The sequence below is a fragment of the Streptomyces asiaticus genome, assembly GCF_018138715.1.
GTDB classification, from domain to species: Bacteria; Actinomycetota; Actinomycetes; order Streptomycetales; family Streptomycetaceae; genus Streptomyces; species Streptomyces asiaticus.
In genome coordinates, this window is record NZ_JAGSHX010000006.1 from 5,412,471 (window position 1) to 5,438,883 (window position 26,413).

Here is a 26,413-nt window from a genome sequence, read left to right on the forward strand (position 1 = left end):
AGGTCCCGGGGGACGGCGGCTCGGTGGGGCGGGGCGAGTCGGGTCCGGTCGGTGCGGTCGGTGCGGTCGGTGCGGTTGGCGCGGTCGGGGGCGGGCTCGGACGGCCGACCATAGTACGTTCCGGATGCGAACCGCAGGTGAGCAAAAGGTTGCCTGGACAGGCGGGACCTCCTCACCGCCACCCCGGCCCCGCGTTCCACTTCCGCCCCGCCGGGAACGGCTGGCCGTAAGGTGGGCCGGTGCCTGCCTCCGCCGCCGTCATACGTGATGCCACCCACGCCGACCTGGACGCCATCGCCGCGATCTTCGGTCACTACGTCACCGAGACCGTCGTCACCTTCGAGGAGACCCCGCCCACCGTCGAGGACTGGGCCCGGCGGCTGGCCGAGCTGACCGACCGGGGGCTGCCGTTCCTGGTCGCCGAGGTCGCCGAGGTCGACGACGGCCGTACGGCTTCCCAAGGCGACGGCCGTACGTCCTCCGAAGGCGACGGCCTTACGGTCCCCGAAAACGGCCGCCTTACGGTCGCCGGATACGCCTACGCCGGGCCCTGGCGCCCCAAGCCCGCCTACCGCCACACCGCCGAGGACGCCATCTACCTCGCCCCCGGGCGGACCGGCGCGGGGCTCGGGGCCGCGCTGCTCGACGCGCTGCTCACCCGCTGTGCCGAGGCGGGCGTACGGCAGGTGGTCGCGGTCATCGCCGACTCCGGCAGCGATGCCTCGACCGCCCTGCATCGGCGCTTCGGCTTCCGCCCGGCGGGTCTGCTGGCCGGGGTCGGCCACAAGCACGGGCGCTGGATCGACACCCACCTCATGCAGTGCGACCTGACGGCCCGCGCCCACCAATAGACGCCACGCACCCACACAGGGACCCGGGCCGCCGGTCACCCCGCACCGGGTGGTGACCGGCGGCCCGGGTCATGGCCGCCGCGCGGAAGGCGTCAGTCCGTGGCGCCGGCGACCGACTTGCGGTCGTCCGCGTCGCCCTGCTCCGGCACCGACAGCGCGGCACTCGCGGAACCCGGCCCGTCGTCATCCGAGTTGAGCGAGGCGAGGATGGCATCGCGCTCCGGGGTGTCCTCGGGCTTGATGTAGCCGACGACGATGAAGAGCACGAGCGAGACCGCGAGTGGGACGGAGATCTGGTACTCCAGGTTGACGCCTCCGTCGATCGCGTCGTTGATCGGGTAGTTGACCAGGTAGAAGGCGATCAGCCCCATGGCCCAGCTGACCAGCGCCGCCGTCGGACCCGACTTGCGGAAGGTGGCCAGCATGCCGAGCATCAGCGGGATCGCGATCGGCCCCATGAGTCCGGCGACCCACTTGATCACGACGGTGATGATGTCCCCGAAGAAGTCCGAGTTGACCTGGGTGGCGATGGCCATCGACAGGGCGAGGAAGAGCAGCGTGGTGTAGCGGGCCGCGAGCAGCCCGGTGCGGGAGGACCATTCCCGTACCGACGTGAAGATGGCGGGCATGATGTCCCGGGTCACCACGGCCGCGATCGCGTTGGCGTCCGAGGAACACATCGCCATGGTGTGCGAGAAGAAGCCGACGATCACCAGGCCCAGCAGACCGTGCGGCAGCAGGTGTTCGGCCATCTCGGCGTACGAGTCGGCGGGCTTGTCCGTCTTGATGACCAGCGGTGCGACCCACATCGGGAAGAACAGCACCAGCGGCCAGACGAACCACAGGATGGCCGACAGCCGGGCCGAGCGCTTGGCGGAGTGGGCGCTGTCGGTCGCCATGTAGCGCTGCGCCTGGTTCCACATGCCGCCGTTGTACTCGAAGGTCTTGATGAAGAGGTACGCGAGCAGGAAGATCAGGGTGTACGGGCCGACGGTCGGCTGGTGGTGGCTGTCGGGGAGGTCGTCCCAGACGGTCCAGAAGGTGCTGAAGCCGTCCAGCTCGTTGAGTACGGCGATCAGCATCGAGATGCCCGCCACGAACTGGATGATGAACTGGCCGAGTTCGGTGAGCGCGTCGGCCCACAGCCCGCCGACGGTGCAGTAGACGGCGGTGACCGCGCCCGTGATCAGGATGCCCTGGTTGAGCGAGACACCGGTGAAGATGGAGAGCAGGGTGGCGATGGCCGCCCATTTGGCACCCACGTCCACGATCTTCAACAGCACCCCGGACCAGGCCAGCGCCTGCTGCGTGGGCAGGTTGTAGCGGTTCTTCAGATATTCGAGCGGCGAGGCCACCCTGAGTTTGCTGCGCACCCGGTTCAGGCGCGGCGCGAAGAGACTGGCGCCGATCGCGATGCCGATGGCGATGGGGAAGGACCAGGTGACATAGGAGGTGATGCCGTATTGGTAGGCGATGGCCGCGTATCCCGTGAACATCACCGCGCTGTAGCCGGACATGTGGTGCGAGATCCCGGACAGCCACCACGGCATCTTGCCGCCCGCGGTGAAGAAGTCACTGACGTTGTCCACACGCTTGTGGGACCAGAGGCCGATGCCGACCATGACACCGAAGTAGCCGATCAGTACAACCCAGTCGAGACTGTTCATGTCCCCTCCCAGGGGTCCGCCATATGAACGGGAGCGCACTTCGCCGCGACGTTCGTCATGGGCGGTTCCCCCGAGCGGGAGCGGGGTACTTCCGGGATTGAACCGCTCGTTCGGGTGACCGGTCAAGGGTTCTAGAGGTCACGAATGTGAACGCGGATCAGGAAGAAGAACGAATTTACGGTTTCTTGACCTGACGGGGCGTTGTCGTTCGCATGTCTGTACGCCCACGATGAGCGGGCACTTCGTCAGACGCACGCCCACCGATCGCTGGGTCGTACGGGAGCGGGATCCCGAAAGGCCGGACAGGAGTCGCGCTAACGCATCAGTTCACCGGCGTTCACCAGCAGCGACTGCCCGGTGATCGCCCGGGCCCGGTCGGAGGCCAGGAACGCCGCGGCCTCCGCCACATCGCCGTCCGTCGCCAGCTCCGGCAGGGCCATCCGGTCGGTGAGCCGGCTCAGCACCTCGGCCTCGCCCACGCCCTCGGTCTGCGCGGTGAAGGTCACATACGCCTGCACCGGCGGCCCCCACATCCAGCCGGGCTGCACGGTGTTGACCCGTATCCGGTGCGGACCCAGCTCACGCGCGAGCGCGTACATGGCGGAGGTCAGCGCGCCCTTGGAGGCGGCGTAGGCGGTCTGGCGCAGCTCGGTGGGGGCGGCGGACGACGACTGGGTGCCGATCAGCACGACCGAGCCGCCGTTCCGCTTCAGCGCGGGCAGGCAGGCGCGGGTCATCCGGAGCGTCCCGAACAGGTTGATGTCCACCACCCGGGCCCAGGACGCGAAGTCGGCGTCCTCCAGCCCGCCGAAGTGGCTGTCCAGCGCGGCCACATGGACCACGGCGTCGATCCGGCCGAAGCGGTCGAGGGCGAGCGCGGCCAGCGCCTCGCACTGCGCCTCGTCCGCGATGTCGGTGGGCCGCCAGGCGGTGCGCTCGCCGCCCGGATCGACCTCCTCCGCCACCTTCGGCAGCCGCTCCTCGGTCCGCGCCCCCAGCACCACCCGGGCCCCGTCCCGGACGCAGGCGGCCACCACCCGGGCCCCCAGTCCGGGTCCGACCCCGGAGACGACGACGGTCTTGCCCTCCAGCGGCATGGCGGTCCCTCCCGTATCTGGCGTCGCGTCAGGTTAGGGGCGCGGCCGTGAGATGGCCAGAGCGTCACCGGCCCCGTTTCGCCGTCCGATTCCACGCACTTGATTCGTACACACCCCTCCCCAACTGACGTCACGTCAGCTACACCTGAGGGACATGACGAGCGACGCGTACGCGGAACTGGCCTCCGTCGGCCCATACGGGGTGCGTCCGGGCCATGCCCTGATCACCCTGGTCGAGCCGCACCCGGGCCATGAGTACGCCTACAACCGCTGGTACGAGGACGACCACTTCATCGCGGGCGCGATGGCCATGCCGTGGATCTACGCGGGCCGCCGCTGGGTCGCCACCCGTGAGCTCCAGCTGCTGCGCTACCCCGAGAAGTCGGCGATCGCCCAGCCGGTGACCGCCGGCTGCTACCTCTCCGTCTACTGGCTCACCGAGGGGCGCTACGCGGACCACATGCGGTGGACGGTCGGCATCAACAAGCGGCTCCTGCGGGACGGGCGGGTCTATCAGGACCGTACGCACATCTTCACGGCCTTCCAGGACCACGAGGCCACCGTCTACCGGGACGGGGCGGCCGGGCCGCGTGACCATCACGCGCTGGACCACCCCTACGCCGGGCTGGCACTGGAGGTGATCGAGAGCGAGGGCCCGGAGCAGCGGGAGGAACTGCTCGCATGGCTCCGATCCAGACATCTGCCGCGCCGGCTCGCGGGCTCGCCCGCCGCGATGGTGACGGTCTTCCGGCCGACCCCGCTGCCCTCGGACCGGATGTCGTATGTGAAGCAGGTCGAGGGGGTGGACACCCGGCTGACCCTGCTCTGGTTCCTGGAGTCCGACCCCCGGGAATGCTGGGACCCCAGTTTCACCGGGCTGGACGGCGAAGTGGCCGATGCCGGTCTCGGCCGGGTGGAATTCATGGCGCCGTTCATTCCGACGATTCCCGGTACGGACCAATACGTGGCGGAACTCCGCTGAACCGGCGATGCCCCCCGAAGCGGCGATGCGGGAAAGCGCCGGAAACGGCAAGAGCCCTCTCGGCAGGGACGGCGACCGGTCGAGAGGGCTCGGGTGCGGGCTTGGCGCTCCGCGCCGCCGACCGCGCTACCGTGGCCGGGTGTTGCGGAGATCAGTCGAGGTCGAAGGCGCCTCGGCTGACGTCGGACACAAAGGCCGACCACGATGCGGGGGCGAAGCTGAGCGTCGGTCCCTGGGGGTCCTTGGAGTCGCGCACGGCGATCTCGCTGATGACCGGGGAGGAGATTTCCACGCAAGCGCCGTTTCCGGCCGAGTACGAGGATTTCACCCACATGCTCGTCTTTCCCTGCTGAATGGACACGATTGCTCCGATGCATTGTGTAGATGAGACGCACCCCCGATTGGAGGCGTCACCGACGTTACTCGGCAACATCGTCTGGAAAGCGGGCCATTCACTCGACCGGATGGCATATTCCCGTGGCCCCTTCCCCGGCGAGGCGCGGAGGTGTAGTCTCCGCCCTTCGCCGTTCGCGCCGGAGCGTTTCCGTCCCCTCTCAGTCCGCCGGGGCCACCTCGCTCTCCTCCTGGTGCCGGCGGGCGTGCTCCTGGGCCATCTCGGTGATGAACTGGCGGCTCTGATCCGCGTTCAGCGCCTGGGCCCGCAGATGCTCGTACATCATGCTGTAGCTCTGTACATCGCTGAGCTTCTCCAGATACAGGTCGCTGGTCACGCCCTCGAGATAGACGACGCTGGTGTCCGACTCGTCCGAGAACTCCAGGATGGTGAACTGCCCGCTCATCCCCGGATGCGACCCCATGTCGAAGGGCAGCGCCTGCACCGTCACATGGGGCTCGTGGCTCATCCGGACCAGATAGTCCAGCTGATCGCTCATGATCTTGGAGTTGCCGACCACCCGCCGCATCGCCGCCTCGTCCACGACCGCCCACAGCCGCAGCGGGGCCAGTGGATCGGTGATCCGTTCCTGGCGCCTGAGCCGGACCTGGACCCGCTGCGCGATCTGGTCCTGCGGGGCCTCCGGCAGGGCGCCGCTGATCACCGCCTCCGCGTAGTCCGGGGTCTGCAAGAGGCCGGGCAGCACCTGGGGTTCGTAGACCCGCAGCGACGCCGCGTCCGTCTCGAAGCCGATGTAGACGCTGTACGGCACATCGCCGAAGGCGTTCCACCAGCCCTGCTGGCGGGACTCCTTCGCCATTTGCATCAGGGAATCGACCAGCGCCTTGTCCTCCACCTTGTAGGTGCGGCACAGGTCGCGCACATCGCGCTGGCTGATGCTGCGGCGCCCGTTCTCCAGTCGGCTGATCTTCGACTGGGAGACCATCAGCTCCTCAGCCACCTCCTCCGCCGTCATGCCCTTCTCCTGGCGGAGCCTGCGCAGTTCCTGGCCCAACCGGCGTCGCCGGACAGTGGGGCCGACGTTCGATGTCACGGGACGTGCACCTCCGGCTTCGTACTGCTGATTTATGCTGCTCAGCAGCCTGCCACTACCGGACGGGGCCGCGCTGGGAAATGGCCGCACAAGGGCGGCCGAACAACGGTGGGCGAACGCGCGCGCGGGGCGGTGGGACGGCCGGTCGTCCAAATCGGCCGTCCCACCACCCCGCGCGCTTCAGCGGCTCCCGAACCGGGTCAGTGGGGACTGCGGTGCGGTCGGTGGAGCGTCAGTGGTGCTCGGTGCTGCTCGGAGCCGGACGGTGGCGCTCCGCCCCGGACGGTGCCGGGAGCGGTGTCCGCCGCCCCGCTGACGGGCTGCTGGTGCGTTCGACGGGCTGGGTGGTGCGTGATGGTGCGATGGTGCCCCGAAGGGGCCTCAGCGCGCTCCGACGCGGGCCATGCTCCCGCGACGGGACGGCTGGGCCGGAACGCCGGCCGCGGGCTCCGCCGCGGCGCGTGGTCCCGGCTGTCGGCCCGGGCCCGCGGCCGGTGCGCGCCGTGGCTGCGCCGCGACACCGTTCTGCACGTCCATCACGGCGTGCGCCACGAGACCGCCCATCGGGTCGTGCCGGATCAGATCCCGGAGCCTGGAGCGCGAGGAACGCCCCTCGTTCCCGGGATACAGGTGCTTGCCGAGCCCGACCGCGTGGGCCAGGGCGGCGAGCGCGGCGGTCCGCGGGTCCGGCGGTACGCCGGTGCGGATCGCGCTGTCCAGCCGGGCCCTGATCTCCCGGCTGATCGCCGTGTCCGTCGCCTGGTAGCGCGTCGTCGGCAGTACGCCACACATCTGGCCCGCGACGGCATGCACCATGCCACAGCGCTCCAGGTGCGTGAGGTACGTCTGGCGCAGCCCCAGTCGGGGCCCGCCGATCCAGTGGACCGCGCGCACCGGGCTGCCGCGTCGGCGCAGCAACTCCAGTGCGGAGTCCAGAGTCGGATCTCCGGTCGGCCGTGGCAGCACCACGGCGATACGATCCCCGTCAGGGGCTATCCGTCCGGCCAAGGCCAGCTCTACTAGCTGTGCCCCGGCAAGACCAAGGTCAAGCGACTGCGGCTGCGCCGTGGTACCCGTGGTCGGGTCCAAAGCGAGCAGCAGAAGCTCCTCCGGAATGGTTCTGCGGCTCCTGCCCATCCATGCCTCCCCGCGTGGATGAATGACAGGGTGACCCCTCTCACATTGGTCTGTCGAGAGTGCCTGGGGGGTTTGGGTGGGAACCAGTAGGTATGTCGTTCTCGTCTAGCAGGTGGGCGGGCACCTGAAGACGCTCTCCGGCTGTGGCGCTGCGCGATCGCGTGCCGGACACACAGGACACTGGTAGAGGTTGGGCTGCGGGACGTGACGCCATGGGGCGTAGGGCGTCCCGCGACACATATCGAGGAGGCATCGGTGGCGGGCGAGTCCCCCGGCAGGTCGGATCAGCAGAAGTCGTCGGGGGAGACGGCTAGGGGAGAGAGCGATCCGAGGCTCGCGATCTCGCGCGAAGCGGAGGCGGGCCAGGGCTCGACGGCGGTCGCCGTCGTGTCCGACGACCTCCGGTCGGGTTCCGAGGAGCCGGATTCGGCTTCCGACGAGCCCGGGGTGACCTCCCAGGCGAAGGCCGAAGCGGAGGCGGAAGCGGAACCAGAGGCACCGGCGGTCGACCGGGGCGACGCGAAGGTTTCTGGTGTTCGCGATAGTGAACAGGGCGAAGGTTCCGGGACGTCGGAGGCGAAGGCGGAGCCGGAGGCGGATGCCGGTGCATCGGACGAATCGCCCAAGGGGGATGCGGCCGAGCCCGACGCGGAGGCGGAGGCGGAGGCGGAGGCGGAGGCGGATGAGGACGGTGCGGACGGCGCCGATGACTCCGATGACTCCCATGGCGCCGACGACTCTGATGACGCGGACGCCGACGCGAAGGTTGAGCGTGCGTCCGAAGCCGGGGCGGATGGGGACGGTGACGAGCCGTCGAAGCCGTCGGTGGATCAGCGGACGGCCGTCTTCCGTACGGTGAAGCCCAAGGCGGAAGCCGAGGGCAAGGAGAAGAAGGACGAGTCCGAGAAGGGCGAGTCCGAGAAGGGCGAGTCCCAGAAGGACGAGGCCAAGAAGAAGGACGAGACCAAGGCGGACGAGCCCAAGGGCGAGTCCGGTAAGGCCGCCGCGTCCGACGGTAAGGCCGCCGCGTCCGACGGTAAGGCCGCCGCGTCCGACGGTAAGGCCGCCGCGTCCGACGCGGACGACGACGCCTCCGACAAGCCGATCGACCGTCCGACGGCCGCCTTCGGCGTGCTCCCGGAGAAGCCCGGTAAGGACGGTAAGGGCGGTAAGGGCGGCAAGAAGGGCGTCGACCAGCCGACCACCGCCTTCAAGGCGGTCAGCCCCCCGGCCGACAGCAAGACTGCCGAGGCCAAGACGGCCGACAAGGCGTCCGAGGCCAAGACGGCCGAGGCCAAGACCGCCGACAAGGCGTCCGAGGGCAAGACTGCCGACAAGGCGTCCGACGCGAAGACGTCCGGCAAGAAGCCCGTCGGTGAGTCGGACAACGAGCGGACCAGCAAGTTCGTCCCGCTGCGGTCCCCCGACGACCCGGCCCCGCCGAAGCCCGCGGACCCGCCCGCCGCGCCGAAGGCCCCGGCTGCCCCGCCCACCGCGGTCCCCGAGGCCGAGCGGACCAAGCAGCAGCCGCTGCCGCCGCTGACCCCGGACGGCAAGCAGCCCGCCCCGCTCGATCTGCTGGCGCAGCTGACCAATACGCCGCCCAAGCCCGAGACACCGCTGCGGACCGCGGTCCGCCGGGTCAAGATCTGGACGCCGCTGGCCGTGCTGCTGGTGATCATCCTGGGCGTCGTCCAGGCGCTGCGGCCGCTGCCGGATCCGTCGCTGAAGCTCACCTCGGACGCCAGCTACCGCTTCGGCGGCGAGGCGCTCTCCATGCCGTGGCCCGACCAGGGGCAGTCCGCCGCCGAGGTCGAGGGCGTCGGCAGCCTGGGCACCTCCGGCGAGCAGAAGCCCGTGCCGATCGCCAGCGTCACCAAGGTCATGACGGCCTATGTGGTGCTCAAGGACCATCCGCTGAAGGGCGACGCGGAGGGTCCGAAGATCAAGATCGACGCGCAGGCGGCCCAGGAGGCGAAGTCCGCCGACGAGTCGCGGGCCGCGGTCAAGGAGGGGCAGGCCTTCACCCAGCACCAGCTGCTCCAGCTGCTGCTGATCAACTCCAGCAACAACATCGCCCGGCTGCTCGCCCGCTGGGACGCCGGATCGCTCGACGCGTTCGTGAAGAAGATGAACGACGCGGCCGACAGCCTGGGGATGAAGCACACCACCTACACCGACCCCAGCGGTCTGAAGGAGTCCACCAAGTCCACCGCGGCCGACCAGCTGAAGCTGGCGAAGGCGGCCATGCAGTCCGACGCCTTCCGGGTGGTCGTGGCCACGCCCAACACCGATATCCCGGGTCTCGACGACCGCATCTACAACAACAACAATCTGCTGGTGAAGCCGGGTGTGATCGGTATCAAGACCGGTTCGTCCACCCCGGCCGGCGGTGCGCTGATGTGGGGGGCCGTGCGGACGATCGACGGCAAGAAGCAGCGGATCCTGGGTGTGGTCCTCGAGCAGCGCGCGACCACCACCCTGGACGCCAGCCTCCAGCTCGCCCAGACCAACAGCTACAAGCTGATCACCGCCGCGCAGGACGCCCTCACCTCGGCCACCGTCATCAAGAAGGGCGATGTCGTCGGCCAGGTCGACGACGGCCTCGGCGGCACCACGCCGGTCGTCGCCACCAAGGATCTGAAGGCGGTCGGCTGGTCCGGTCTGACGGTCGACATCAAGATCGGCGACGGCGGTAAGACAGTGCCGCACTCGGCCAAGGCGGGCACGGTCGTCGGCGAGGTGACCGTGGGCACGGGCCCCGGACAGCTCAAGGCGCCGGTGGCCCTTCAGAGCGATCTGTCCGAGCCGTCGTTCGGCGCGAAACTGACCCGTATCGGCTGACCCGCGCGGGAAGTGGGATAGAGGGGACGAGAGGAAGTGGCCCCGGCGCGAAACGCCGCCGGGGCCCGAGCCGGATCGGGGCCGCCCGAGCGTGCTAGCGTCGTTGGGTCCCCGGCCTGGACCCACCGCGGAACCGGAGTGACCCGGCGCGGGGTTGAGGACGATGGGGCAGACCTCGGGGGAAGACGGGGAGAGCCGCAGTGACCACCGTGGATCCGACACGGGCCGATGAAGGCGGGGGCTCGGAGGAGAGCACCGCCGCACGAATACGCGTACCCGCACAGCGCTGGCCGGCCGAGCCGACCGGCCCGGTGGAGGCGGAGGCGGAGCGCGAGAGCCGCCAGGCCGCTTCGGGCGGGCTGCTCCAGCGGGCCCGGACGGCGGCCCTGCGCCATCCGGTTCTGGCCGCCCTGGCCGCCGCCGCGCTGCTGCATCTGGTGTGGGTGGCGCTGCTCGCGAACAGCGGCGGTGACCTCGCCGCGCAGGACGCCTGGGCGGAGTTCGCCCTCCAGCACCCGGACCTGGCGTACAACCTGGCCTGGTACGGCGGGATGCACCCCGTCTCGTACAGCGTCATCTCGCCCTATCTGATGGCGGTCCTCGGGGTCCGCTCGACGATGATGATCGCGGGGACGCTGTCCGCCGGGCTGCTCGCGCTGCTGCTGGTGCGCAGCCGTGCCGTGCGGCGGCCGATGTGGCCCGCCATGTACGGCGCGTTCGCGCTGACCTGCAACGCCATCTCGGGCCGGGTGACCTTCGGGCTCGGCGCGATGTTCGGGCTCGCGGCCGTCGCCGTGATCTTCGCCTGGCCCCGGCGGTGGCGCTCCCGGCGCTGGCACCACAAGACCGGACGGTTCGTCCTGGCCGCCGTGCTGTCGGCGCTGGCGACCATGTCCAGTCCGGTGGCCGGTCTGTTCGTGGGCGTCGTGGCCGCCGGGCTGTGGCTGACCAAGCGGCGGCCCGCCGCGTACGCGCTCGGGATCACCCCGGCCGTGGTGGTCGGCCTGTCGGCGTGGCTGTTCCCGTTCTCCGGTGAGCAGCCGATGGGTATCGGATCGGTGATCCTGCCGTTCATCACCGGTGCCGCCACGCTGATGTGTGTGCCGCGCACCTGGTCGACGGTGCGGGTCGGGGCCGGGCTCTACTGTGTGGGAGTGGTGCTCACCTGGGTGATTCCCTCCCAGATCGGCACCAATATCTCCCGGCTCGGCATGATCTTCGGCGGTGTGGTGCTGATCGCCGCGCTGCCCGCGGTGCGCAAGCCACCGCGCGCCGAGCTGCGCACGACGCGTGCGGGCCGCCGCTGGACCGTTCTGGTGCTGGCGCTCGCGACCGTCACGGTGTGGCAGGGGGTCAAGACCGCCGACGACGTGATCCACACCGCCCCCTCGGCGTCCTGGGCCCGTGAGCTGGCGCCGCTGGTCGACCGGCTCAAGCGGGAGAAGGCCGACCGGGGCCGGGTCGAGGTGGTTCCGGTGCGCAGCCACCGCGAGTCCTCCGCGCTCGCCCCGTACGTCAATCTGGCGCGCGGCTGGAACCGCCAGCGCGACCTGGACCGGAACCCGATCTTCTACGGCGAGGACACCCTCACGCCGGTCAGCTACCACGAATGGCTCAAGCGCTGGGCGGTGCACTTCGTGGTGCTGCCCGCGGACGACCCCGACACCGCGGCGGAGAAGGAGTCCGAGCTGCTCGGCACCGAGCTGCCGTATCTGCGCCAGGTCTGGTCGGACGAGAACTGGAAGCTGTACGAGGTCAAGGACCCGACGCAGATCGCCGACCCGCCCGCCACCGTGCGCCGCGCGGGCGCCGACCAGCTGGTGCTGTCGGTCCGCGCCAAGGGTCCGGTGCTCATCCGCATCCCGTACTCGCCGTGGCTGGGCCTGGTGGACGAGGACGGGCACAGCGTCCGGGCCCCGAAGGGGGAGGACGACCGGCTGCCGGTCAACCGCGAGGGCTGCCTCACCAAGCTGGTCGAGGGCGGGGAAGAGGGCCAGCCGGAGGACGAGTGGACGGTGCTGCACGCCCCCCGGCCCGGCATCTACCGCATAACGGGCAAGTACCAGCTGCCGCGCGGCACGCCCTGCCCGGACGAGATGGTTCCCTGAGCCGGTCAGCGGCTGACCCGGCTGCTGAGCCCGGTCAGCCGCGGCCCGGCTTCCTGGCCCGGCCGGCCGCGGCCCGGTTTCCCGAGCCCGGTCAGCCGCAGACCGTCGACAGCCAGGGCTGGTCGCGGGTGTCGCGCAGGCTCCGGCGGATCCTCTCCAGGCTGCGCAGCAGCCCGTCCGGCGGCTTGCTGGTGTCGCTGAGGTAGGCCAGCGCGGCGCGCTGGAAGGCCACCCGCATCCGGGTGGGCATGGCGTCGGAGGCGTCCAGGCACAGCGAGTCCGAGTCCCGGAGCGTCTTCGCGATGTTCCGGTCCACGGCGTCGTCGCCCTGGGCGTCGAGCGGGACGTCGCGGTTGGCAAAGAAGGGATGGACGCTCTTGCCGGCGGCATTCCGCCCCCAGATCCGCTGGGCGTCGGCCGAGACCAGATAGCGCATCAGCTCCTGTGCCTGCGGGGTGTCACGGAACATCGCGGCGAAGTCCCCCGAAACCTCGCGGGCGGTGGACTGCCGGTCGGCCTCGGGGAGCAACCGGGGCGAGAAGACGAAGTTCGCCTTGGCGGGGTCGGGATAGCCACCCCGGATGAACGACCCCTGGTGCTCCAGCGCGCACGGTGGGTCCGTGCCGAACAGCTTCGTGCCCGCCTTGCGGAACTCCGTGATCAGCGCGGTGCGCGCGGTGTCCTTGCCGAAGAGTGAACCCCAGCTCTGCCAGGCCCGCTCCACCCGGGGGTCCGTCCACGGCAGCCCGCCGGTGGCCCAGTCCTCGTAGACGGATCGGCCCTGCTGCTGGAGGAGCAGATCCTCGATCCAGTCGGTGCCGGGCCAGCCCGAGGCCGCGTCGTCGCCCATGCCGACACACCACTGGCGACCGTCGGCGGCGAGGGCGGACAGCGTGTCCGGGCGGCGGTCGCGGTCGTACCACACGATGCTCTTCAGATCGGCCTTGACCGCGATCCCGTACACCGGCCCGCCGGGCCGCAGCTGGGGCGTCCACAGCTTTCCATAGGGCTCCCGGCTCGGGATCACACCGTCCAGCGTGGTCAGCTGGCTCTGATGGGCATAGGCGGCCAGCTCGCCCGCGCTGGGCAGCACGGCGATGTCGGGCGGGGTCCCGGAGGCCACCTCCGAGGACAGCACCTCGCGCAGGGCGGTGGTGCCCTGGTAGTCGACATGGATGCCGGTCCGCCTGGTGAACGTGTCCAGCAGGCGCCGGAACGCCTTGCCCTCATTGCCGGTCCATGACGCGAGCACGCTGACACTGCCGCGCGACTGCCAGCCGCTCGTATCGCCGGCGCCCACGACAGACAGCAGCACCATCCACAGCCCGAGGACCGTGGCCGTGGCGTGACGGGACCGCTTCGCGGCGCTCATCGGGACTGGAACCGGTACTCGTCGATACGCGGCTGGAGGCCGACCAGGATCAGGGCGGCCAGCACCGCGCCGCCCACGGGTATCCAGCCGACCGCACCGGCCTGCCAATGCGCGTTCCGCATCGTCCTCGCGACCTCCCTGGCGGTGGGGCCGCCGGTGCGGCCGATGCCCGATTGCGTCAGGCTGGCCCGGGCCGACTCCAGCCGGTCCTGGGTCTGGTACGTGAACACCGCCAGCGGCAGCAGGGCGACCAGCAGCGCGGTGGCCGCCGCAAGCCAGGGGTTGACCAGCCGCCGGAAGCGGTGCCGCAGATAGCGCTGGGTGTGGACCAGCAACGCCGCCAGCGTGAGGAACAGCCCCGGCAACAGCAGCCACCAGGCGAACGCCAGCAGCCAGCCGAACGAGGTCTGGTCGTCGAGCACGCCGTACTGCCGCTGCTGCACCGCCCTCAGACGGTCGAGGACGCCGCTGCGGTCGTGGTGCAGGATGGAGTCCGCGTACCGCAGATAGGCATCCCTGAGCGTCGGGTTCTCGCGGTTCGCGTACGCCTGCTCGACGGTGTCGCCGTAGGACGTCACCAGCGCCGCCGAGGTGCGTAGGGCCCCGCGCGCCGACTCGCCCCCGATGGTGCTCTTGGACACCTGTGCCAGGCTCTGCTTGGCCGTCGACAGCTGGTTGCGGTACTCCTCGCTGAGCCCCTCGAACTCCGCGGTGGGGCTGGAGATGCTGCGCCGGGCCTCGTCGCAGGAGGCGCTCAGCGCGTCGATCGCGGCGGCCACCTGGAGTATCGCCGGGGTGGACCGGTCGGTCACCGCCTTGGAGTTGCGGCTGACGCCGTAGTACGCGGCCAGCAGCGCGGCCACGGCCACCGCCGTGACCACGAGCAGGGCGATCAGCCGGCGGACCAGGAAGGCCCGGGTGGCGCTCATCTCGCGCCGCCCGCTGAGCCCGATGCGCCCGGTTCGCCGCTCAGGGGAGCGTTGCACTGCTGGCAGAACCCGGCGGTGGCGGGCGACCGGCGCCCGCAGGCCGGGCAGAGGACATCCGCGGCGGGCGGCGCGGCGGGCTCCGGGCGGTCCAGCCCCATGAAGGGGGCGCTCTCCTCCGACACGACGATCACCGAGTTGAGGTCCAGCGGCCGGATGGGCTCGCGGATCCGCACCTCGCCGGTGGCCGCGTCGACGATGTGGACCAGCCCGCTCAGCCGGGCCAGCATCTTCTCGCTGCCCAGCTGATGGGCCAGCTGGACGGCGCGCCCCCACTGGCGGCGGGCCCGCTCCCGGTCACCCGCCTCGTACGCGTCGCAGCCCGCGGTGATCGCGTGGCCCAGCTCGGAGTCGGCGTCGTAGTGTGCCAGCCGGGGGTCGATACGGGACGAGAGCAGCACATCGTCCGTCCACTGGACCAGCACCGACTCCGGCTCGGGCAGCGGCAGCGCGGTGTCGCCCTCCACCGACAGCTCCACGGCGGCCAGCTCCACGTCCTCGCCCATCGGATCGCGCCGCGGATCGGCGAACACGGACACCTGGTACTCGCGGGTCTCGTCGCCCCACGCGCTGGTGGTCCATTCCCAGGTGCGCTCATCGGGGCGGATGCCCTCGTCGGTGAGGTCCGCCCGGGTGGGGTGCACCTGCTTGACGAAGCCGACCCGGCTGCCCGCCCGGGTGCGGATCCGGATCCGCACCCCGGCCAGCGCCCTGGCCATCGAGGCGGAGACCATCTCCTCGAACTCGGCGGCCAGCGCGGAGTCCTCCAGGACCGCGTCCGCCCGGCCGTGCAGCCGGTGCGCGATCCGCTTCAGCTCGGTGGCGTCCCAGCCGTCGCCGATCCCGCGCGCGTCACAGGTGAAATGCGGGGCGCAGGCATCCAGCACCTGGTCCAGATAGCCGGGCGGATCGTGTTCGTTACGGCCGTCGGTGAGCAGCAGGGTGTGCCGGATCGCGGCGGGCTGCCGCAGATGCAGCCGCCGGGCGAGATCCAGCCAGGAGCCGATCGCGGTGCCCCCGACCGCGGGCAGCCGGGCCGCCACCCGGGCGGCGGCGGCCTTGGTGTCCGGCCCCGCCACCGCCATGCCGCCGGTGAACGGATAGATCACCTGGGCCTGCTCGGTGCCCTCGACGATCGCGAAGCGGGTGCCGTCGCGCAGTATGCCGACCGCGGTGGCGGTGGCCCGCCGCGCCGCCGCGATCTTCGTCGGTGGCCAGCTCATCGACATCGAGCAGTCGATGACGATGACCTCCGAGGTGGTGGTGCGGGCCGCCGCCGGGCCCAGGCCGTGGGCCCGCACGCTGACGATGGCGTGCATCTCGGTGCGGCCCGCGGAGGCGGGCAGGTACTTGTTCTGGTGCACCCGCAGGGTGAGGGCCTGGCCCCCGTCCGTGCCCCCTGGTCCGTGCTGTCTTCCTCGGTCCTCGCTCATCTGATCCCCCTGTCAGACGCGGGTCATGGGCCTGATGGCATTCGCGCGGTCGATCAGCGCCCCGAGCGCCTCGGGGCTGTCCGCCTGCCGGGCCAGCCGACGCAGGGTCTGCTCCAGCTCGGCGCGCAGCGCGCTTTCGTCCTCCCACTCCCCATACACCAGTGACGGGGATTCGGTTCCCCTCCGGGCCGCTTCAGCCGCCGGATCGGCGCGCCCCTTCCGCACCCAGCGCCGTGAACGGGCATGCCCAGCCGGCGCACCCCTCCGCTCCCCGGCCCCCGGCTGCCGCTCCGCCCAGTCCAGCGTCACCTCCAGCGACTCCGCCGTCAGCCGGTCCCGGGCCGGGCCCGACTCGCGGCCCTCGTCCAGATACAGCCGCGGCAGCCTCGTGCGCACCTCCGCCAGGTCCTCGGCCGTCGGCAGGGCGTCGGGGTGGCCCAGCCGCCCCGACAGCACCCGCACTATGGCGATCCGCGCGGCGTCGTAGTGGCGGGAGACCTTCGGCACCCCGCCGAGGATCTCCACCGTGCCGCCCCGGTCGCCCGCCGCGAGCCGGAGCCGGGCCAGCCCGAAGGCGGCGCTGCCCTGCGAGCGGTTGCGCTGCCACACCGCCTCGTAGAACCGCTTGGCGGCCTCGTGGTCGCCCAGGTGCTCGGCGCAGTAGCCGAGCGCCAGCTTGGGCGCGTACTCCCCGGGCAGGGCGCTGTAGACCTCGTCGAACTCGCGCCGGGCGTCGGCCACCGCGCCGTCCGCGAGCCGCAGCAGGGCGCGGTGCCAGGACAGCCGCCAGTCGTACGGGGCGGCGGCGCCGATCAGCTCCACGGCGATCGCCAACTCATCGCCCGCCGCGTCCCGTTCGCCCAGCTCCAGATAGGCGCGGCAGACGCGCAGCCGGATCTCGGCGGAGGGGCGGGGGAAGGCGTGCAGCTGCTCGATCAGCCGACGCGGCCCGCTGTCGGTCGGGACGCCCAGCAGCGCCGCGCCGGGATCCGCCGCGTCCGGGAACGGCACCGGCAGCCCGAGCGGCACCCGCTCCGGCTGGGGCAGCCCCGACGCCAGCAGCGGGCGCGGCTCCCCGTCCAGCCAGCGCTCCAGGTCCGGGATCCGGCCCAGCGAGGAGTCCAGCAGCGCCGAGGTCGGGGCGAAGAGCGTGGACGGCTCGGGCTGCTCCCGGCTGAGCCGCAACGAGTGGATCTCCCGCAGCACGCCCCACAGTTGCTCGGACATCTCCGCGGCCGATCCGAACCGCCGCTCCGGGTCGGCCGCGGTGGCGCGGGCCAGCACCCGGCGATAGGACTCGGCGCCCAGGCCCGGCGGCCGCTGGGTCTGCCGGGCGGCCTTGTCCGAGAGCTCCTCGAGCGTTCTGCCGACCCCGAAGAGGTCATGGCGCTCGGTGAGCGCGGAGGCGCCCCGGGCCAGCACCTCGGGGGCGGCGAACGCCTCGGTGATCACCGGCGGCCCGCCGTCCCGCTGGCCCAGCCGCCGCACCGCGCCGAGGTCGATCACCTTGACCCGGTCCTCGTAGTGCATCACATTGCTCGGCTTGAGATCGCAGTACAGCAGCTTCTCGCCGTGCAGATAGCCCAGCGCCCGCAGCACCAGACAGCCGTAGGCCAGGATGTGCTCGTACAGCCGCGGCCCGTCGTACGGCTTCACCGCGTCCGCGATGTGGTCCTTGATCTGGGCGAGGGTCATCCCGCCGACGAACTCCATCACGATGTAGCCCGTCAGCGCCCCGTCGTCGCGAGGGTCGGGCTGGGTGACGTAGTTGATGATCCGGACGATGCCGGGGTGGTCGAGCATGGTCAGATAGCGGCGCTCCTCGACCGCCACCCGCAGGGCCGCCTCGTCCTCGTTGTTGATCAGGCCCTTGATGGCCACGGGCTGGTCGTCCAGCTGGGTGTCCTCGGCGAGATAGACCCAGCCGAGCCCGCCGTACCCGACGCAGCCGATCACCCGGTACTGATCGCCCAGCAGATCGCCGGGGCTCAGCCGCGGGGTGAAGTCGAACTGATGGCGGCAGCGCGGGCAGTAGCCCCGGGAGAGCGCGGACTGTCCGGCGTAGGGCGCGCCCACGATCTCGTCGCACCCCTCCCAGCCGCAGGTCTGGCCGCGCGAGGGAGGGTGCGGATCGTCCATCACCAGGTCGCGCAGCGAGGGCAGTTCGACGCGGGGCAGGTCCAGCAGGCCCTCGCCCGCCGGCCGCACCGTGAACTTCCGCGCCACATCGCGGCGGCGGGCACGGGCCGTGGTCGCGGTGGACTCGGACACCAGAGGGGCGGCGGGCTCAACGGGCGGGGGAGCGGGAGAAGGGGCGGCGGGCAGGGGTCTTCGGCCGCACTCCGAGCAGAAGCCCCGGGCGTTGATCCGGCCCAGGCCCTCGCCGCGGCAGTCCTGGCGACCGCAGACCGCCCCATCCGTCGGGTCCGTCATGGCGCCTCCCCCTCCGGCGGTGTGTGCACGGCGGCCACGAACCGGTCGACGGCGCGACGGGCCTCCGGCAGATCGCAGGGCACCTCGGCCAGCAGCCGCACCGCGGCGCGGTGCAGCGGAATCAGCTCGGCCCGCTCGGACTCGGCCTTGGTCCCGAGCATCGCCGTGTACGACACCAGCTGCCACTTCAGCTCCTGGACCGCCGGCTGCTGGGCGTCGATCGTCCGCAGCGTCTCCTCGGCCCGCTCGGCGACCGCCCGCACCGAGTGCTCGAACGCGGCCAGTTTGGCGACGATGCGGTGGGAGCGCAGCTCGGGGTCGGAGCGCAGCCGGGTCAGATTGATCCGCAGGGCCGTGGCGTCCTCGGCGTCCGATAAGGACGAGCGGCGCGCCCCGCGCTCGGCCGTCTCGTGCTCGCGGTCGGCGGCGAGGGCCACCCGCCCGGCGAGCTCGTCCAGCCAGGCGTCGATCCGGGCCGCCTCGGGGCGGAACAGCCGCTCGGCCAGCCGCAGTCCGCTCGAGTGGGGGTCGCGGAAGACCAGCAGCAGCCGGCTGCCCCGGTCGGCGAGCAGCTTCATGAAGCCGACCAGCGCCTCCGGATCGCGGGCGCGGTCCACGCCGACGGCCACGATGGTGAGCGGCACCGCGTTGGCCCGGACCCGGCTGAGCGGGGAGGTGTCGCCGGGCGAGCGCAGATCCATCCGGTCCGCGACCCGCAGCGCGACCTCGGTGTCGGTGCGCTTGGTGACGTCGATGGCCAGGTCCACGCTGCCCAGCGGCGGTACGGTGCCGCGCGGCGCGGCCGAGACCGCCTCGTCGGGGCCGCCGCCCGACAGCTCGCGGTCGGCGAGCGTGATGGCGCGGCTCAGCGCCTCGTACCGCGCGTGGTCGTCGTCCTCGATGACCACGGTCTCCACGTCCGTGATGCCCGCGCGCCCGGTCAGGGGCTCCCGGCGCAGCCATACGGCGAGCCGCTGGGCGAAGCCGATGTCCTGGACGCCGGTGGTCAGCGGGGAGACCAGCGGCCGGTCCACCCCGGGGTCCCCGCGCACCCAGCGGTGGACCACCGGCAGATGGCGCACGATCGTCTCGACCGGGATCATGTAGGAGACGCTGAGGCGCTCGGCGGAGGGCACGTCGACGGGGTCGTCGTACCGGCTGACGACCATGCCGATGACATGCCGGGTCGCCTCGTCCTCCACCCCGGCGCCGCTGAAGCCCTTACGGACCACATCCCTGGGCGACTTGGGGTCGAGACCCACCCACTCCGCCCGGGGGCCGACCCGCCCGGCGGTCTTCGCGCGCAGATAGTGGCCGTTGTCGAGCCCCTTGGGGAAGCCGCCCATCCACACCGGCCGGCCGAGCACCGGCGGCAGCCGGTAGAGCGGTGCGGCGTGCTCGGCGGGCTGCGGCCGGCTCAGCCGCAGCAGCGCCACATCGCCGCAGCCGTCGGAGCGCTGGGGCACCCAGCAGCCGTCGGCGACGCGCGCGGGGACGGGCTGGGCCTCGTGCACCTCGACCAGCTCGACCAGCACCTCGGTGGCGGGCACCGGGAGCCCGTCGTCGGGGATCACATGGGCGCACGTCAGCACCGTCTCACTGCCCAGGAGGATTCCGGCGCCCAGGACGTCACCGGCCGAACTACGGATCCTCACCCGCCATGTGCCCCCGTTGGAGGTCGCATCGGCGGTAATGCCCATTTCCGCCCCCATGTGGCAAGAGCATACGCCCGAGAGGTACGGAAGTGACCCGTCCGTCCGATGGGTCACGGGAACGGGTGAGGGGCGGGGCCGGGACCGGAGCGGGGCGGCACCGGGACCCGAGAGGGACGGACCCGGAGCCGGAGAGGGCGTGCCAGGGCGGTACGGGGCGGGATGGCAGGCCCGGCGCGTCCGGTGTGCGGCGCCTCCGGTCTCGCGCGCCCGGCCATTCGGGTGACGTGGCGTCACCTCTTCTTGTGGCGGGCTACGTCGGATGGATTACTGAAAGTGTGCGGTGGAACCTCCCGTCGATTCTTTCGGCGCTGGGGGCGCCGCATCCTCGCCGGAGCCGGGCGCCAGGCGTACCGCGAGGAGGACCGGGCGGGTGCCCCAAAGCCCGCGGTCGCGCACCGGACCGCCGTGAGCGCGAGCGGGTCCAGCCCGCCCGGTCCCGTCCACGCCCCGCCCTCACCCAGGAGGCAATGCGCCATGCCCATCTCACCCAATCAGGGGTCCAGCGCCGGCGGACAGACCGTCGTCATCACCGGCAGCAACCTCGGCGGTGCCACGGCCGTCCACTTCGGCAGCAAACTGGCCACCATCACCGCCAACAACGCCACGTCCGTGACGGTCACCTCACCCTCCGGCAACGGGGTGGTGCCGGTGACCGTGACCACGCCCGGCGGCACCAGCAACCCGCTGAACTTCTTCTACATCGGCCCGCCCTTCAAGTCCGTGCTGAGCGACACCTCGGGACCGCTCGCCGGCGGCAACACCGTCAGCATCACCGGCACCGGTCTTTCGACCGCCAGCGCCGTGGCCTTCGGCGCCAACTCCGCGACGCCGACCGTCGTCTCCGACAGCCAGATCACCGTGGCCGTACCGGCCGGCGCCGCGGCCGGGCCGGTCGGAGTGACCGTCACCACCGCGGGCGGCTCCAACAACGGCTTCTCCTACACCTATGTGGCCACCCCGACGGTCACCGGCTTCACGCCCGCCTCGGGTCCGCCCTCCGGCGGCACCACGGTGACCATCACCGGCACCAACCTGTCCACCACCCAGTCGGTGACCTTCGGCGGCAACGCGGCGTCGTTCACAGTCATCAGCGACACCTCCGTCTCCGCGGTGTCGCCGCCCACCTCGGACGGGGCGCCCGGCCCCGCCGGCATCACGGTCACCACCCTGGCCGGCAGCGCCGGCGCCGCGACCCCGTTCCAGTACGTCGCCGGTCCGGGCATCTGATCACCCGTGGGACGACCCGCCAGAAGGAGAGCCGCCTTGAGTACCCCTCAAGCCACAGGTACAGACACTGGTCCCTCGACGGCCGTGGCGTCCCCTCCTGTGATCAGTTCCGTGAATCCCGCCGCCGGTTCGCCCGGCGGCGGGACCCCGGTCACGCTGACCGGGAGCAACTTCACCCAGGCCATGGCGGTCCGCTTCGGCCCGAACTTCGCCTTGTCGTACACCGTGGTCTCCGCCACGCAGATCACTGCGGTGGCGCCGCCCGGCAGCGGCACCGTGCAGATCACGGTGACGACACCGGCCGGGACGAGCAACGGGGTGGCGTTCGGCTATGCCGCCGCCCCCACCCTCACCGCCATCTCGCCCGCCTCGGGCCCCGCCACCGGCGGTACGACGGTCACCCTGACCGGCACCAATCTCCTTGGTGCGACGGCGGTCAGGTTCGGGGCCGTCAACGCCACGTCCTTCACGGTGGTGTCGGCGACGCAGATCACGGCGGTGGCGCCGGCGGGCAGTGGCGCGGCGCAGGTCACGGTGAGCGGGCCGGGCGGGACGAGCAATGGGGTGTCGTACGCCTATGTGGTGGTGGCGGTGCCGGTGCTGACGGCTGTCTCGCCGGGGCAGGGGCCGGTCGGTGGTGGGAATACGGTGACGCTCTCCGGTAGCGGCCTTACGGGCGTCACGGCGGTCACTTTCGGCTCCACGCCCGCCCTGTCGTTCACCGTGGTCTCGGCCACCCAGATCACCGCGGTCGCCCCGCCGGGGGCCGCCGGGCCGGTGCAGATCACCGTGACCGGGCCGGGCGGCACCAGCAATGGGGTCACGTACTTCTACGTCGGCGTCCCCACTCTCACCGGCGCCTCACCCGCCCAGGGCCCCACCGCAGGCGGTACGACCGTCACCCTGACCGGCACCAATCTGCTCGGTGCGACGGCGGTCAGGTTCGGGGCCGTCAACGCGACCTCCTTCACGGTGGTCTCGGCCACGCAGATCACGGCCGTGGCGCCGTCCGGCAGCGGCACCGTGCAGATCACGGTGGTGACGCCGGGCGGCACCAGCAACGGCGTCTCGTACACCTATGTCCCCACGCCCGTTCTCACCAGCCTGTCGCCGACCCAGGGGCCGCTCGGCGCCGGGACCACGGTCACGCTCTTCGGCAGCGGTCTCACCGCCACCGGCTCGGTGGTCTTCGGCTCCACGCCCGCGTCCTTCACCGTCGTCTCCGACACCTGGGTCACCGCCATCGCCCCGTCCGGGCCCGCCGGGCCGGTGAACGTACACGTCATCACGGTCGGCGGCAGCAGCAACAGCCTCGTCTACACCCGGGTGGCGCCGCCCGGGATCTAGGAGCGAGGAGGAGGCCAGGAGCCAGGAGGAGCTAGGAGCCGAGGCCCGGGGCCGCCGCCCCGGCGCGCAGCGGCCGGTCGGCGCACGGCCGGGACCACCACACCCCCTCGCCGTGCGTCAGCCGGGGCAGGACCCGCTCGAAACCGTGCACCCGGCGGGCCGGGAGCTCGCCCCGCAGCAGCCACCCCGTGGCACCGTCCACGCTCTCGCCGATGTCCGCTTCGGCGGCGGCGAGCTGGGCGGTGACCGCGGCGAGCGTCTCGGCCGGAAGCTCCAGTTCGAAGGCGTGGTACGGCTCGTAGATCCGCCACCCCGCCCGCTCCAGGGCCTCCCCGAGGACCACCGGGGTGAGGTCGCGGAAGTCGGCCGCGGTGCTCAGCGGGCCGATGAACCCGGAGCGAATGAGGACGGCCCGGCAGTCCGTCACCGAGCGGCCACGGGGCCCGTGGAACAGCGTCTCGTACACGGTCTCCTCGATCGCGTTGTGGAACGCGCGGGGCAGCGCGCCCAGTTCCGTCTCATAGCCGAAGACCACCCCGGCGCCGCGCTCGGTGGGCTCCACGCGCAGCCCGACCGTCGCCCACGGCCCGGTGTGGCCGACCCGGGCGATCTCGCGGACGGCCTCGCCGATCCCCGAGGGACGCTCGACCAGCACCGGGCGGCTCGGTTCGAAGTCCGCCTCGATGCCGTAGTCCTGGACCAGCGTGGCCGCGATGATCTCCTTCTGCACCTCCCCGTACAGCAGTACCGAGGTGGCCCCGCCCGGCATCGGCCGCGCGTGGATCAGCGGATCCTGGTCGGCCAGGTCCAGCAGCGCGGTGTGCAGCCGGGACGCGGCGGCGGCGCCGGGCTCGCGGGCGTGGACGAGGGTCTGGAGGCTGGGCGCGGCGAAGTGCCGACGGTCCGACGGGGCGTCGTGGACGGGCCCGAGGCGGTCGCCGACCCGGACCCCGGGCAGCCCCTTGATCCTCGCGATGTTCCCGGCGGTCAGCGGCTCCCGCGCGGCCCCCGCGTCGCCGATGACCTCCAGCGCGGTGATCTGCCCGGTGTGCTCGGTCAGGGCACCGCCGGGCTCGCGGCGGTGCAGGGTCACCCGCTGCCGCAGCGTCACCTCGCCGGAGAACAGCCGCAGATAGGCCGTACGGCCACCACGGGCGCCGCTCCTGCCGCCTGTGCCACCTGTGCCGCCCCCGCCGCGCTCCACGGCGAAGACCGTGCCGCGCGGCTCCGCGCCGCCCGGCGCGGGTGGCACCAGCCGCGCCACCCCCTCGACCAGCGCCCCGACCCCCTCGCCGCTGAGCGCCGAGCCGAAGAAGACCGGATGCGCCAGCCCCGCCGCCGTACCGGCCGCGAGCGCCGCCCCCACCTCCTCGGCCGAGGGCGGCGGACCGTCCACGACCCGCGCGAGCATCGCGTCATCGGTCTCGGCCAGCACCTCGGCCGCCTCCGCGCGCACCCCCGGATCGTCCAGGGAGCGCGGCCGGGCGCGGGCGTTCCGCGTGCCCAACTCCCTTACCGTCGTCAGCGGGACGAGATGCGGCGCCAGGGTGCGCCGGATGTCGTCGAGCAGCCCCTCGTCGCGGGCGCCCGCACGGTCGATCTTGTTGATGAAGAGCAGCACCGGGAGCCGCAGCCGCCGCAGGGTCTTCATCAGCACCCGGGTCTGCGCCTGGACACCCTCGACGGCGGACAGCACGAGCACCGCGCCGTCGAGCACCCCGAGGGCGCGCTCGACCTCGGCGATGAAGTCGGAGTGGCCGGGGGTGTCGATCAGGTTGATCTGGGTGTCCCCGGTGGTGAGGGACGCGACCGCGGTCCGCACGGTGATACCGCGCTGCCGCTCGATCTCGCCGGTGTCGGTCTGGGTGTCCCCGGTGTCGACGCTGCCGAGCCGGTCGATCACCCCGGCGTCGTAGAGCAGCCGCTCGGTCAGGCTGGTCTTACCGGCGTCGACATGGGCGAGCACACCGATGTTGAGGGTCCGTGAGACCCGTGGAGAGCTGGGCATGGATGCTGAGGTCCTCGAAGACGGTCGTCCGGTGGGGGCGCTGAGTCGTTCCGAGGAATCGGCGCATCGGTTGCTCCTGCTCGTAGATGTCTCGTGGACGCCTCGTCGATGTGAGGTCGCGGACATCCTGGACACGGGGGCGGGCGGAGGCAACCGAATTTCGGGCGGACCGTCACCGCGCAACCCCCGGCCCGTCCGTAGAAAGCGCTGTCACGCCTCTCGACAACGCCCGCCGCTGCCCCGACGCTTCGTAAGCGACGGGGGCCGGTGCGGCGGAGGGGACTGACGATGCGGCGCAGAACGCTTCTGGCGGCGGCGGGCACCACCGTGCTCGGCACCGCCCTCACGACCGGTACCGCCTGGGCCGACGAGACCATCGGCGTCGACCCCGGCACCGACCACGGGGCCTGGGAGGGCTGGGGCACCTCGCTCGCCTGGTGGGCCAATCTCTTCGGGCAGCGGGACGACTTCGCCGATCTCTTCTTCACCACCAAGTCGGTGGGCTACGGCGGCCGGTCGCTGCCCGGTCTCGGGCTGAACATCGCCCGCTACAACCTCGGCGGTTGCGCCTGGACCAGCGTGGCGGGTGAGTCCATGGTGGCCTCGCCCAACATCCCCCGGTTCAAGCAGATCGAGGGCTACTGGCACGACTGGAACAGCGAGGACCCCGCCTCCGCGGCCTGGCACTGGAACGCCGACGCGGTCCAGCGGGCGGCGCTGGCCAAGGCCGTCCAGCGGGGCGCCGTCAGCGAGCTGTTCTCCAACTCACCCATGTGGTGGATGTGTCTCAACCACAACCCGTCCGGCGCGGCGGACGGCGGCAACAACCTCCAGTCCTGGAACTACCGCCAGTTCGCGCTCTACCTCGCCACCACCGCCCGCTACGCCCAGGATCACTGGGGTGTCCGCTTCGCCACCGTCGAGGCGTTCAACGAGCCCTCGTCGGCCTGGTGGAAGGCGGACGGCACCCAGGAGGGCTGCCACATCGACGCGGCGGTCCAGCGGACCGTCCTCGGCCACCTCCGCACCGAGCTCGACGCGCGTGGGCTGACCGGCACCCGGATCTCGGCGTCGGACGAGACCAGCTACGACCTGGCCCGCACCACCTGGAGTTCGTTCGACACCGCCACCCGCGCCCTGGTCGACCAGGTCAACGTCCACGGCTACCAGGGCTCGGGCGGCCGCCGCGATCTGCTGTCCGCGGACGTGCGGGCGGCGGGCAAGAAGCTGTGGAACTCCGAGACCGGCGACAAGGACGGCACCGGCCTCACCCTGGCCACCAACCTCTGCCTGGACTTCCGCTGGCTGCACCCCACCGCGTGGTGCTACTGGCAGGTCATGGACCCCAGCGCCGGGTGGGCGCTGATCCACTACGACCCGGACACCGCCCAGCCCGGCGCCGTGCAGACCAAGTACTACGTGCTCGCCCAGTTCACCCGCCATATCCGCCCCGGGATGCGGATCCTGGAGACCGGCTCGGACCACGCGGTCGCCGCGTACGACCCGGGGGCGCGGCGGCTCGTGCTCGTCGCCGTCAACCCCGGCGCCGCGCAGACGCTCACCTTCGATCTGTCCCGCTTCGGCCAGGTCACCGGGGGCACGGGCGGGCTGGTGCCGCGCTGGTCCACCCAGACCTCGGGCACCGGCGATCTGTACACCGCGCGCCAGGACACGGCGCTGGCCGGGAAGCGGCTGAGCGTTCGGTTCGCCGAGAAGTCGGTGCAGACGTTCCAGATCGACGGGGTGACCGAGTGAGCC

Annotated in this window: 18 protein-coding genes; 7 read left to right on the forward strand and 11 right to left on the reverse strand. The window is 71.7% G+C overall.

The genetic code is table 11. From position 1 onward, the window contains the following. The first annotated feature begins 239 nt into the window (after positions 1-239). Positions 240-851 (forward strand): GNAT family N-acetyltransferase, encoded by a 612-nt coding sequence (locus KHP12_RS30535; RefSeq protein WP_107471868.1) that lies wholly within the window; start codon positions 240-242, stop codon positions 849-851. A 92-nt stretch (positions 852-943) separates the two neighbouring features. Here the strand turns inward: KHP12_RS30535 and KHP12_RS30540 are convergent, their stop codons facing one another. Beyond that, the gene (locus tag KHP12_RS30540; RefSeq protein WP_210609710.1) at positions 944-2,518 is read right to left on the reverse strand and encodes a sodium:solute symporter family protein; all 1,575 of its coding nucleotides are present in this window, start codon (positions 2,516-2,518) and stop codon (positions 944-946) included. Between the two features lie 314 nt (positions 2,519-2,832). After that, the gene (locus KHP12_RS30545) at positions 2,833-3,615 is read right to left on the reverse strand and encodes an SDR family oxidoreductase (RefSeq protein WP_086884800.1); all 783 of its coding nucleotides are present in this window, start codon (positions 3,613-3,615) and stop codon (positions 2,833-2,835) included. A gap of 154 nt (positions 3,616-3,769) precedes the next feature. On the opposite strand from KHP12_RS30545, the gene KHP12_RS30550 reads away from it, so the two are divergent. After that, the gene (locus tag KHP12_RS30550) at positions 3,770-4,597 is read left to right on the forward strand and encodes a hypothetical protein (RefSeq protein WP_086884799.1); all 828 of its coding nucleotides are present in this window, start codon (positions 3,770-3,772) and stop codon (positions 4,595-4,597) included. Between the two features lie 151 nt (positions 4,598-4,748). Here the strand turns inward: KHP12_RS30550 and KHP12_RS30555 are convergent, their stop codons facing one another. The 3 genes from KHP12_RS30555 to KHP12_RS30565 all read right to left on the reverse strand — a co-directional run bounded on the left by KHP12_RS30555 (position 4,749) and on the right by KHP12_RS30565 (position 7,182). Further along, the gene (locus KHP12_RS30555; RefSeq protein ID WP_037947978.1) at positions 4,749-4,958 is read right to left on the reverse strand and encodes a DUF397 domain-containing protein; all 210 of its coding nucleotides are present in this window, start codon (positions 4,956-4,958) and stop codon (positions 4,749-4,751) included. A 193-nt stretch (positions 4,959-5,151) separates the two neighbouring features. Next, on the reverse strand, positions 5,152-6,045 hold the full coding sequence (locus KHP12_RS30560) for a helix-turn-helix domain-containing protein (protein ID WP_086884798.1): 894 nt from the start codon (positions 6,043-6,045) through the stop codon (positions 5,152-5,154). 381 nt (positions 6,046-6,426) lie between these two features. Next, positions 6,427-7,182 (reverse strand): GOLPH3/VPS74 family protein, encoded by a 756-nt coding sequence (locus tag KHP12_RS30565; protein WP_086884797.1) that lies wholly within the window; start codon positions 7,180-7,182, stop codon positions 6,427-6,429. A 255-nt stretch (positions 7,183-7,437) separates the two neighbouring features. Here KHP12_RS30565 and KHP12_RS30570 point away from each other — a divergent pair, with 255 nt between their 5' ends. Both KHP12_RS30570 and KHP12_RS30575 read left to right on the forward strand, forming a co-directional pair. Next, positions 7,438-10,026 (forward strand): D-alanyl-D-alanine carboxypeptidase family protein, encoded by a 2,589-nt coding sequence (locus tag KHP12_RS30570; protein WP_211833943.1) that lies wholly within the window; start codon positions 7,438-7,440, stop codon positions 10,024-10,026. Between the two features lie 200 nt (positions 10,027-10,226). Then, on the forward strand, positions 10,227-12,134 hold the full coding sequence (locus KHP12_RS30575; protein WP_086885197.1) for a DUF8823 domain-containing protein: 1,908 nt from the start codon (positions 10,227-10,229) through the stop codon (positions 12,132-12,134). A gap of 91 nt (positions 12,135-12,225) precedes the next feature. Here KHP12_RS30575 and KHP12_RS30580 read toward each other — a convergent pair whose 3' ends face one another. The 5 genes from KHP12_RS30580 to KHP12_RS30600 are packed head-to-tail and all read right to left on the reverse strand — an operon-like array spanning position 12,226 to position 20,070. Next, positions 12,226-13,506, reverse strand: a complete 1,281-nt coding sequence (locus tag KHP12_RS30580; protein ID WP_086885196.1) for an ABC transporter substrate-binding protein — start codon at positions 13,504-13,506, stop codon at positions 12,226-12,228. Next, positions 13,503-14,435, reverse strand: coding sequence for a GlnX family signal transduction membrane protein (locus tag KHP12_RS30585; RefSeq protein WP_086885195.1), 933 nt, complete (start codon positions 14,433-14,435; stop codon positions 13,503-13,505). The genes KHP12_RS30580 and KHP12_RS30585 overlap by 4 nt, the downstream gene beginning before the upstream one ends. Continuing rightward, entirely contained in the window at positions 14,432-15,925 is a 1,494-nt protein-coding gene (locus tag KHP12_RS30590) for a vWA domain-containing protein (protein ID WP_086885194.1), read from the reverse strand. Before KHP12_RS30590 ends, KHP12_RS30585 begins: the two co-directional genes overlap by 4 nt. 12 nt (positions 15,926-15,937) lie before the next feature. Then, positions 15,938-18,358: a serine/threonine-protein kinase gene (locus tag KHP12_RS30595; RefSeq protein ID WP_210609714.1), complete on the reverse strand. Its 2,421-nt coding sequence runs from the start codon at positions 18,356-18,358 to the stop codon at positions 15,938-15,940. Continuing rightward, the gene (locus tag KHP12_RS30600; RefSeq protein WP_245010149.1) at positions 18,355-20,070 is read right to left on the reverse strand and encodes a S1 family peptidase; all 1,716 of its coding nucleotides are present in this window, start codon (positions 20,068-20,070) and stop codon (positions 18,355-18,357) included. Before KHP12_RS30600 ends, KHP12_RS30595 begins: the two co-directional genes overlap by 4 nt. A 477-nt stretch (positions 20,071-20,547) precedes the next feature. Here KHP12_RS30600 and KHP12_RS30605 point away from each other — a divergent pair, with 477 nt between their 5' ends. Both KHP12_RS30605 and KHP12_RS30610 read left to right on the forward strand, forming a co-directional pair. Continuing rightward, positions 20,548-21,300 carry an IPT/TIG domain-containing protein gene (locus KHP12_RS30605; RefSeq protein WP_211833944.1) on the forward strand — a complete coding sequence of 251 codons (753 nt, stop codon included), beginning with the start codon at positions 20,548-20,550 and terminating at the stop codon, positions 21,298-21,300. 99 nt (positions 21,301-21,399) lie between these two features. Beyond that, positions 21,400-22,647, forward strand: coding sequence for an IPT/TIG domain-containing protein (locus tag KHP12_RS30610; protein WP_308289518.1), 1,248 nt, complete (start codon positions 21,400-21,402; stop codon positions 22,645-22,647). Between the two features lie 31 nt (positions 22,648-22,678). Here the strand turns inward: KHP12_RS30610 and otr(A) are convergent, their stop codons facing one another. Next, entirely contained in the window at positions 22,679-24,655 is a 1,977-nt protein-coding gene (gene otr(A), locus KHP12_RS30615) for a tetracycline resistance ribosomal protection protein Otr(A) (protein ID WP_086882709.1), read from the reverse strand. A 288-nt stretch (positions 24,656-24,943) separates the two neighbouring features. Between otr(A) and KHP12_RS30620 the strand changes: the two genes are divergently transcribed. Next, a complete protein-coding gene (locus KHP12_RS30620; RefSeq protein ID WP_086882708.1) occupies positions 24,944-26,410 on the forward strand; it encodes a glycoside hydrolase in 1,467 nt (488 codons plus the stop codon). The last annotated feature ends 3 nt before the right edge of the window (positions 26,411-26,413 follow it).

Excerpts from the sequence above, each read along its gene's own strand:
- KHP12_RS30565 (WP_086884797.1), bottom strand. The coding sequence starts at position 7,182 with ATGGGCAGGAGCCGCAGAACCATTCCGGAGGAGCTTCTGCTGCTCGCT.
- KHP12_RS30595 (WP_210609714.1), bottom strand. The coding sequence starts at position 18,358 with ATGACGGACCCGACGGATGGGGCGGTCTGCGGTCGCCAGGACTGCCGC.
- KHP12_RS30540 (WP_210609710.1), bottom strand. The coding sequence starts at position 2,518 with ATGAACAGTCTCGACTGGGTTGTACTGATCGGCTACTTCGGTGTCATG.
- KHP12_RS30585 (WP_086885195.1), bottom strand. The coding sequence starts at position 14,435 with ATGAGCGCCACCCGGGCCTTCCTGGTCCGCCGGCTGATCGCCCTGCTC.
- KHP12_RS30605 (WP_211833944.1), top strand. The coding sequence starts at position 20,548 with ATGCCCATCTCACCCAATCAGGGGTCCAGCGCCGGCGGACAGACCGTC.
- KHP12_RS30580 (WP_086885196.1), bottom strand. The coding sequence starts at position 13,506 with ATGAGCGCCGCGAAGCGGTCCCGTCACGCCACGGCCACGGTCCTCGGG.
- KHP12_RS30620 (WP_086882708.1), top strand. The coding sequence starts at position 24,944 with ATGCGGCGCAGAACGCTTCTGGCGGCGGCGGGCACCACCGTGCTCGGC.
- KHP12_RS30550 (WP_086884799.1), top strand. The coding sequence starts at position 3,770 with ATGACGAGCGACGCGTACGCGGAACTGGCCTCCGTCGGCCCATACGGG.
- KHP12_RS30590 (WP_086885194.1), bottom strand. The coding sequence starts at position 15,925 with ATGAGCGAGGACCGAGGAAGACAGCACGGACCAGGGGGCACGGACGGG.
- KHP12_RS30545 (WP_086884800.1), bottom strand. The coding sequence starts at position 3,615 with ATGCCGCTGGAGGGCAAGACCGTCGTCGTCTCCGGGGTCGGACCCGGA.
- KHP12_RS30600 (WP_245010149.1), bottom strand. The coding sequence starts at position 20,070 with ATGGGGGCGGAAATGGGCATTACCGCCGATGCGACCTCCAACGGGGGC.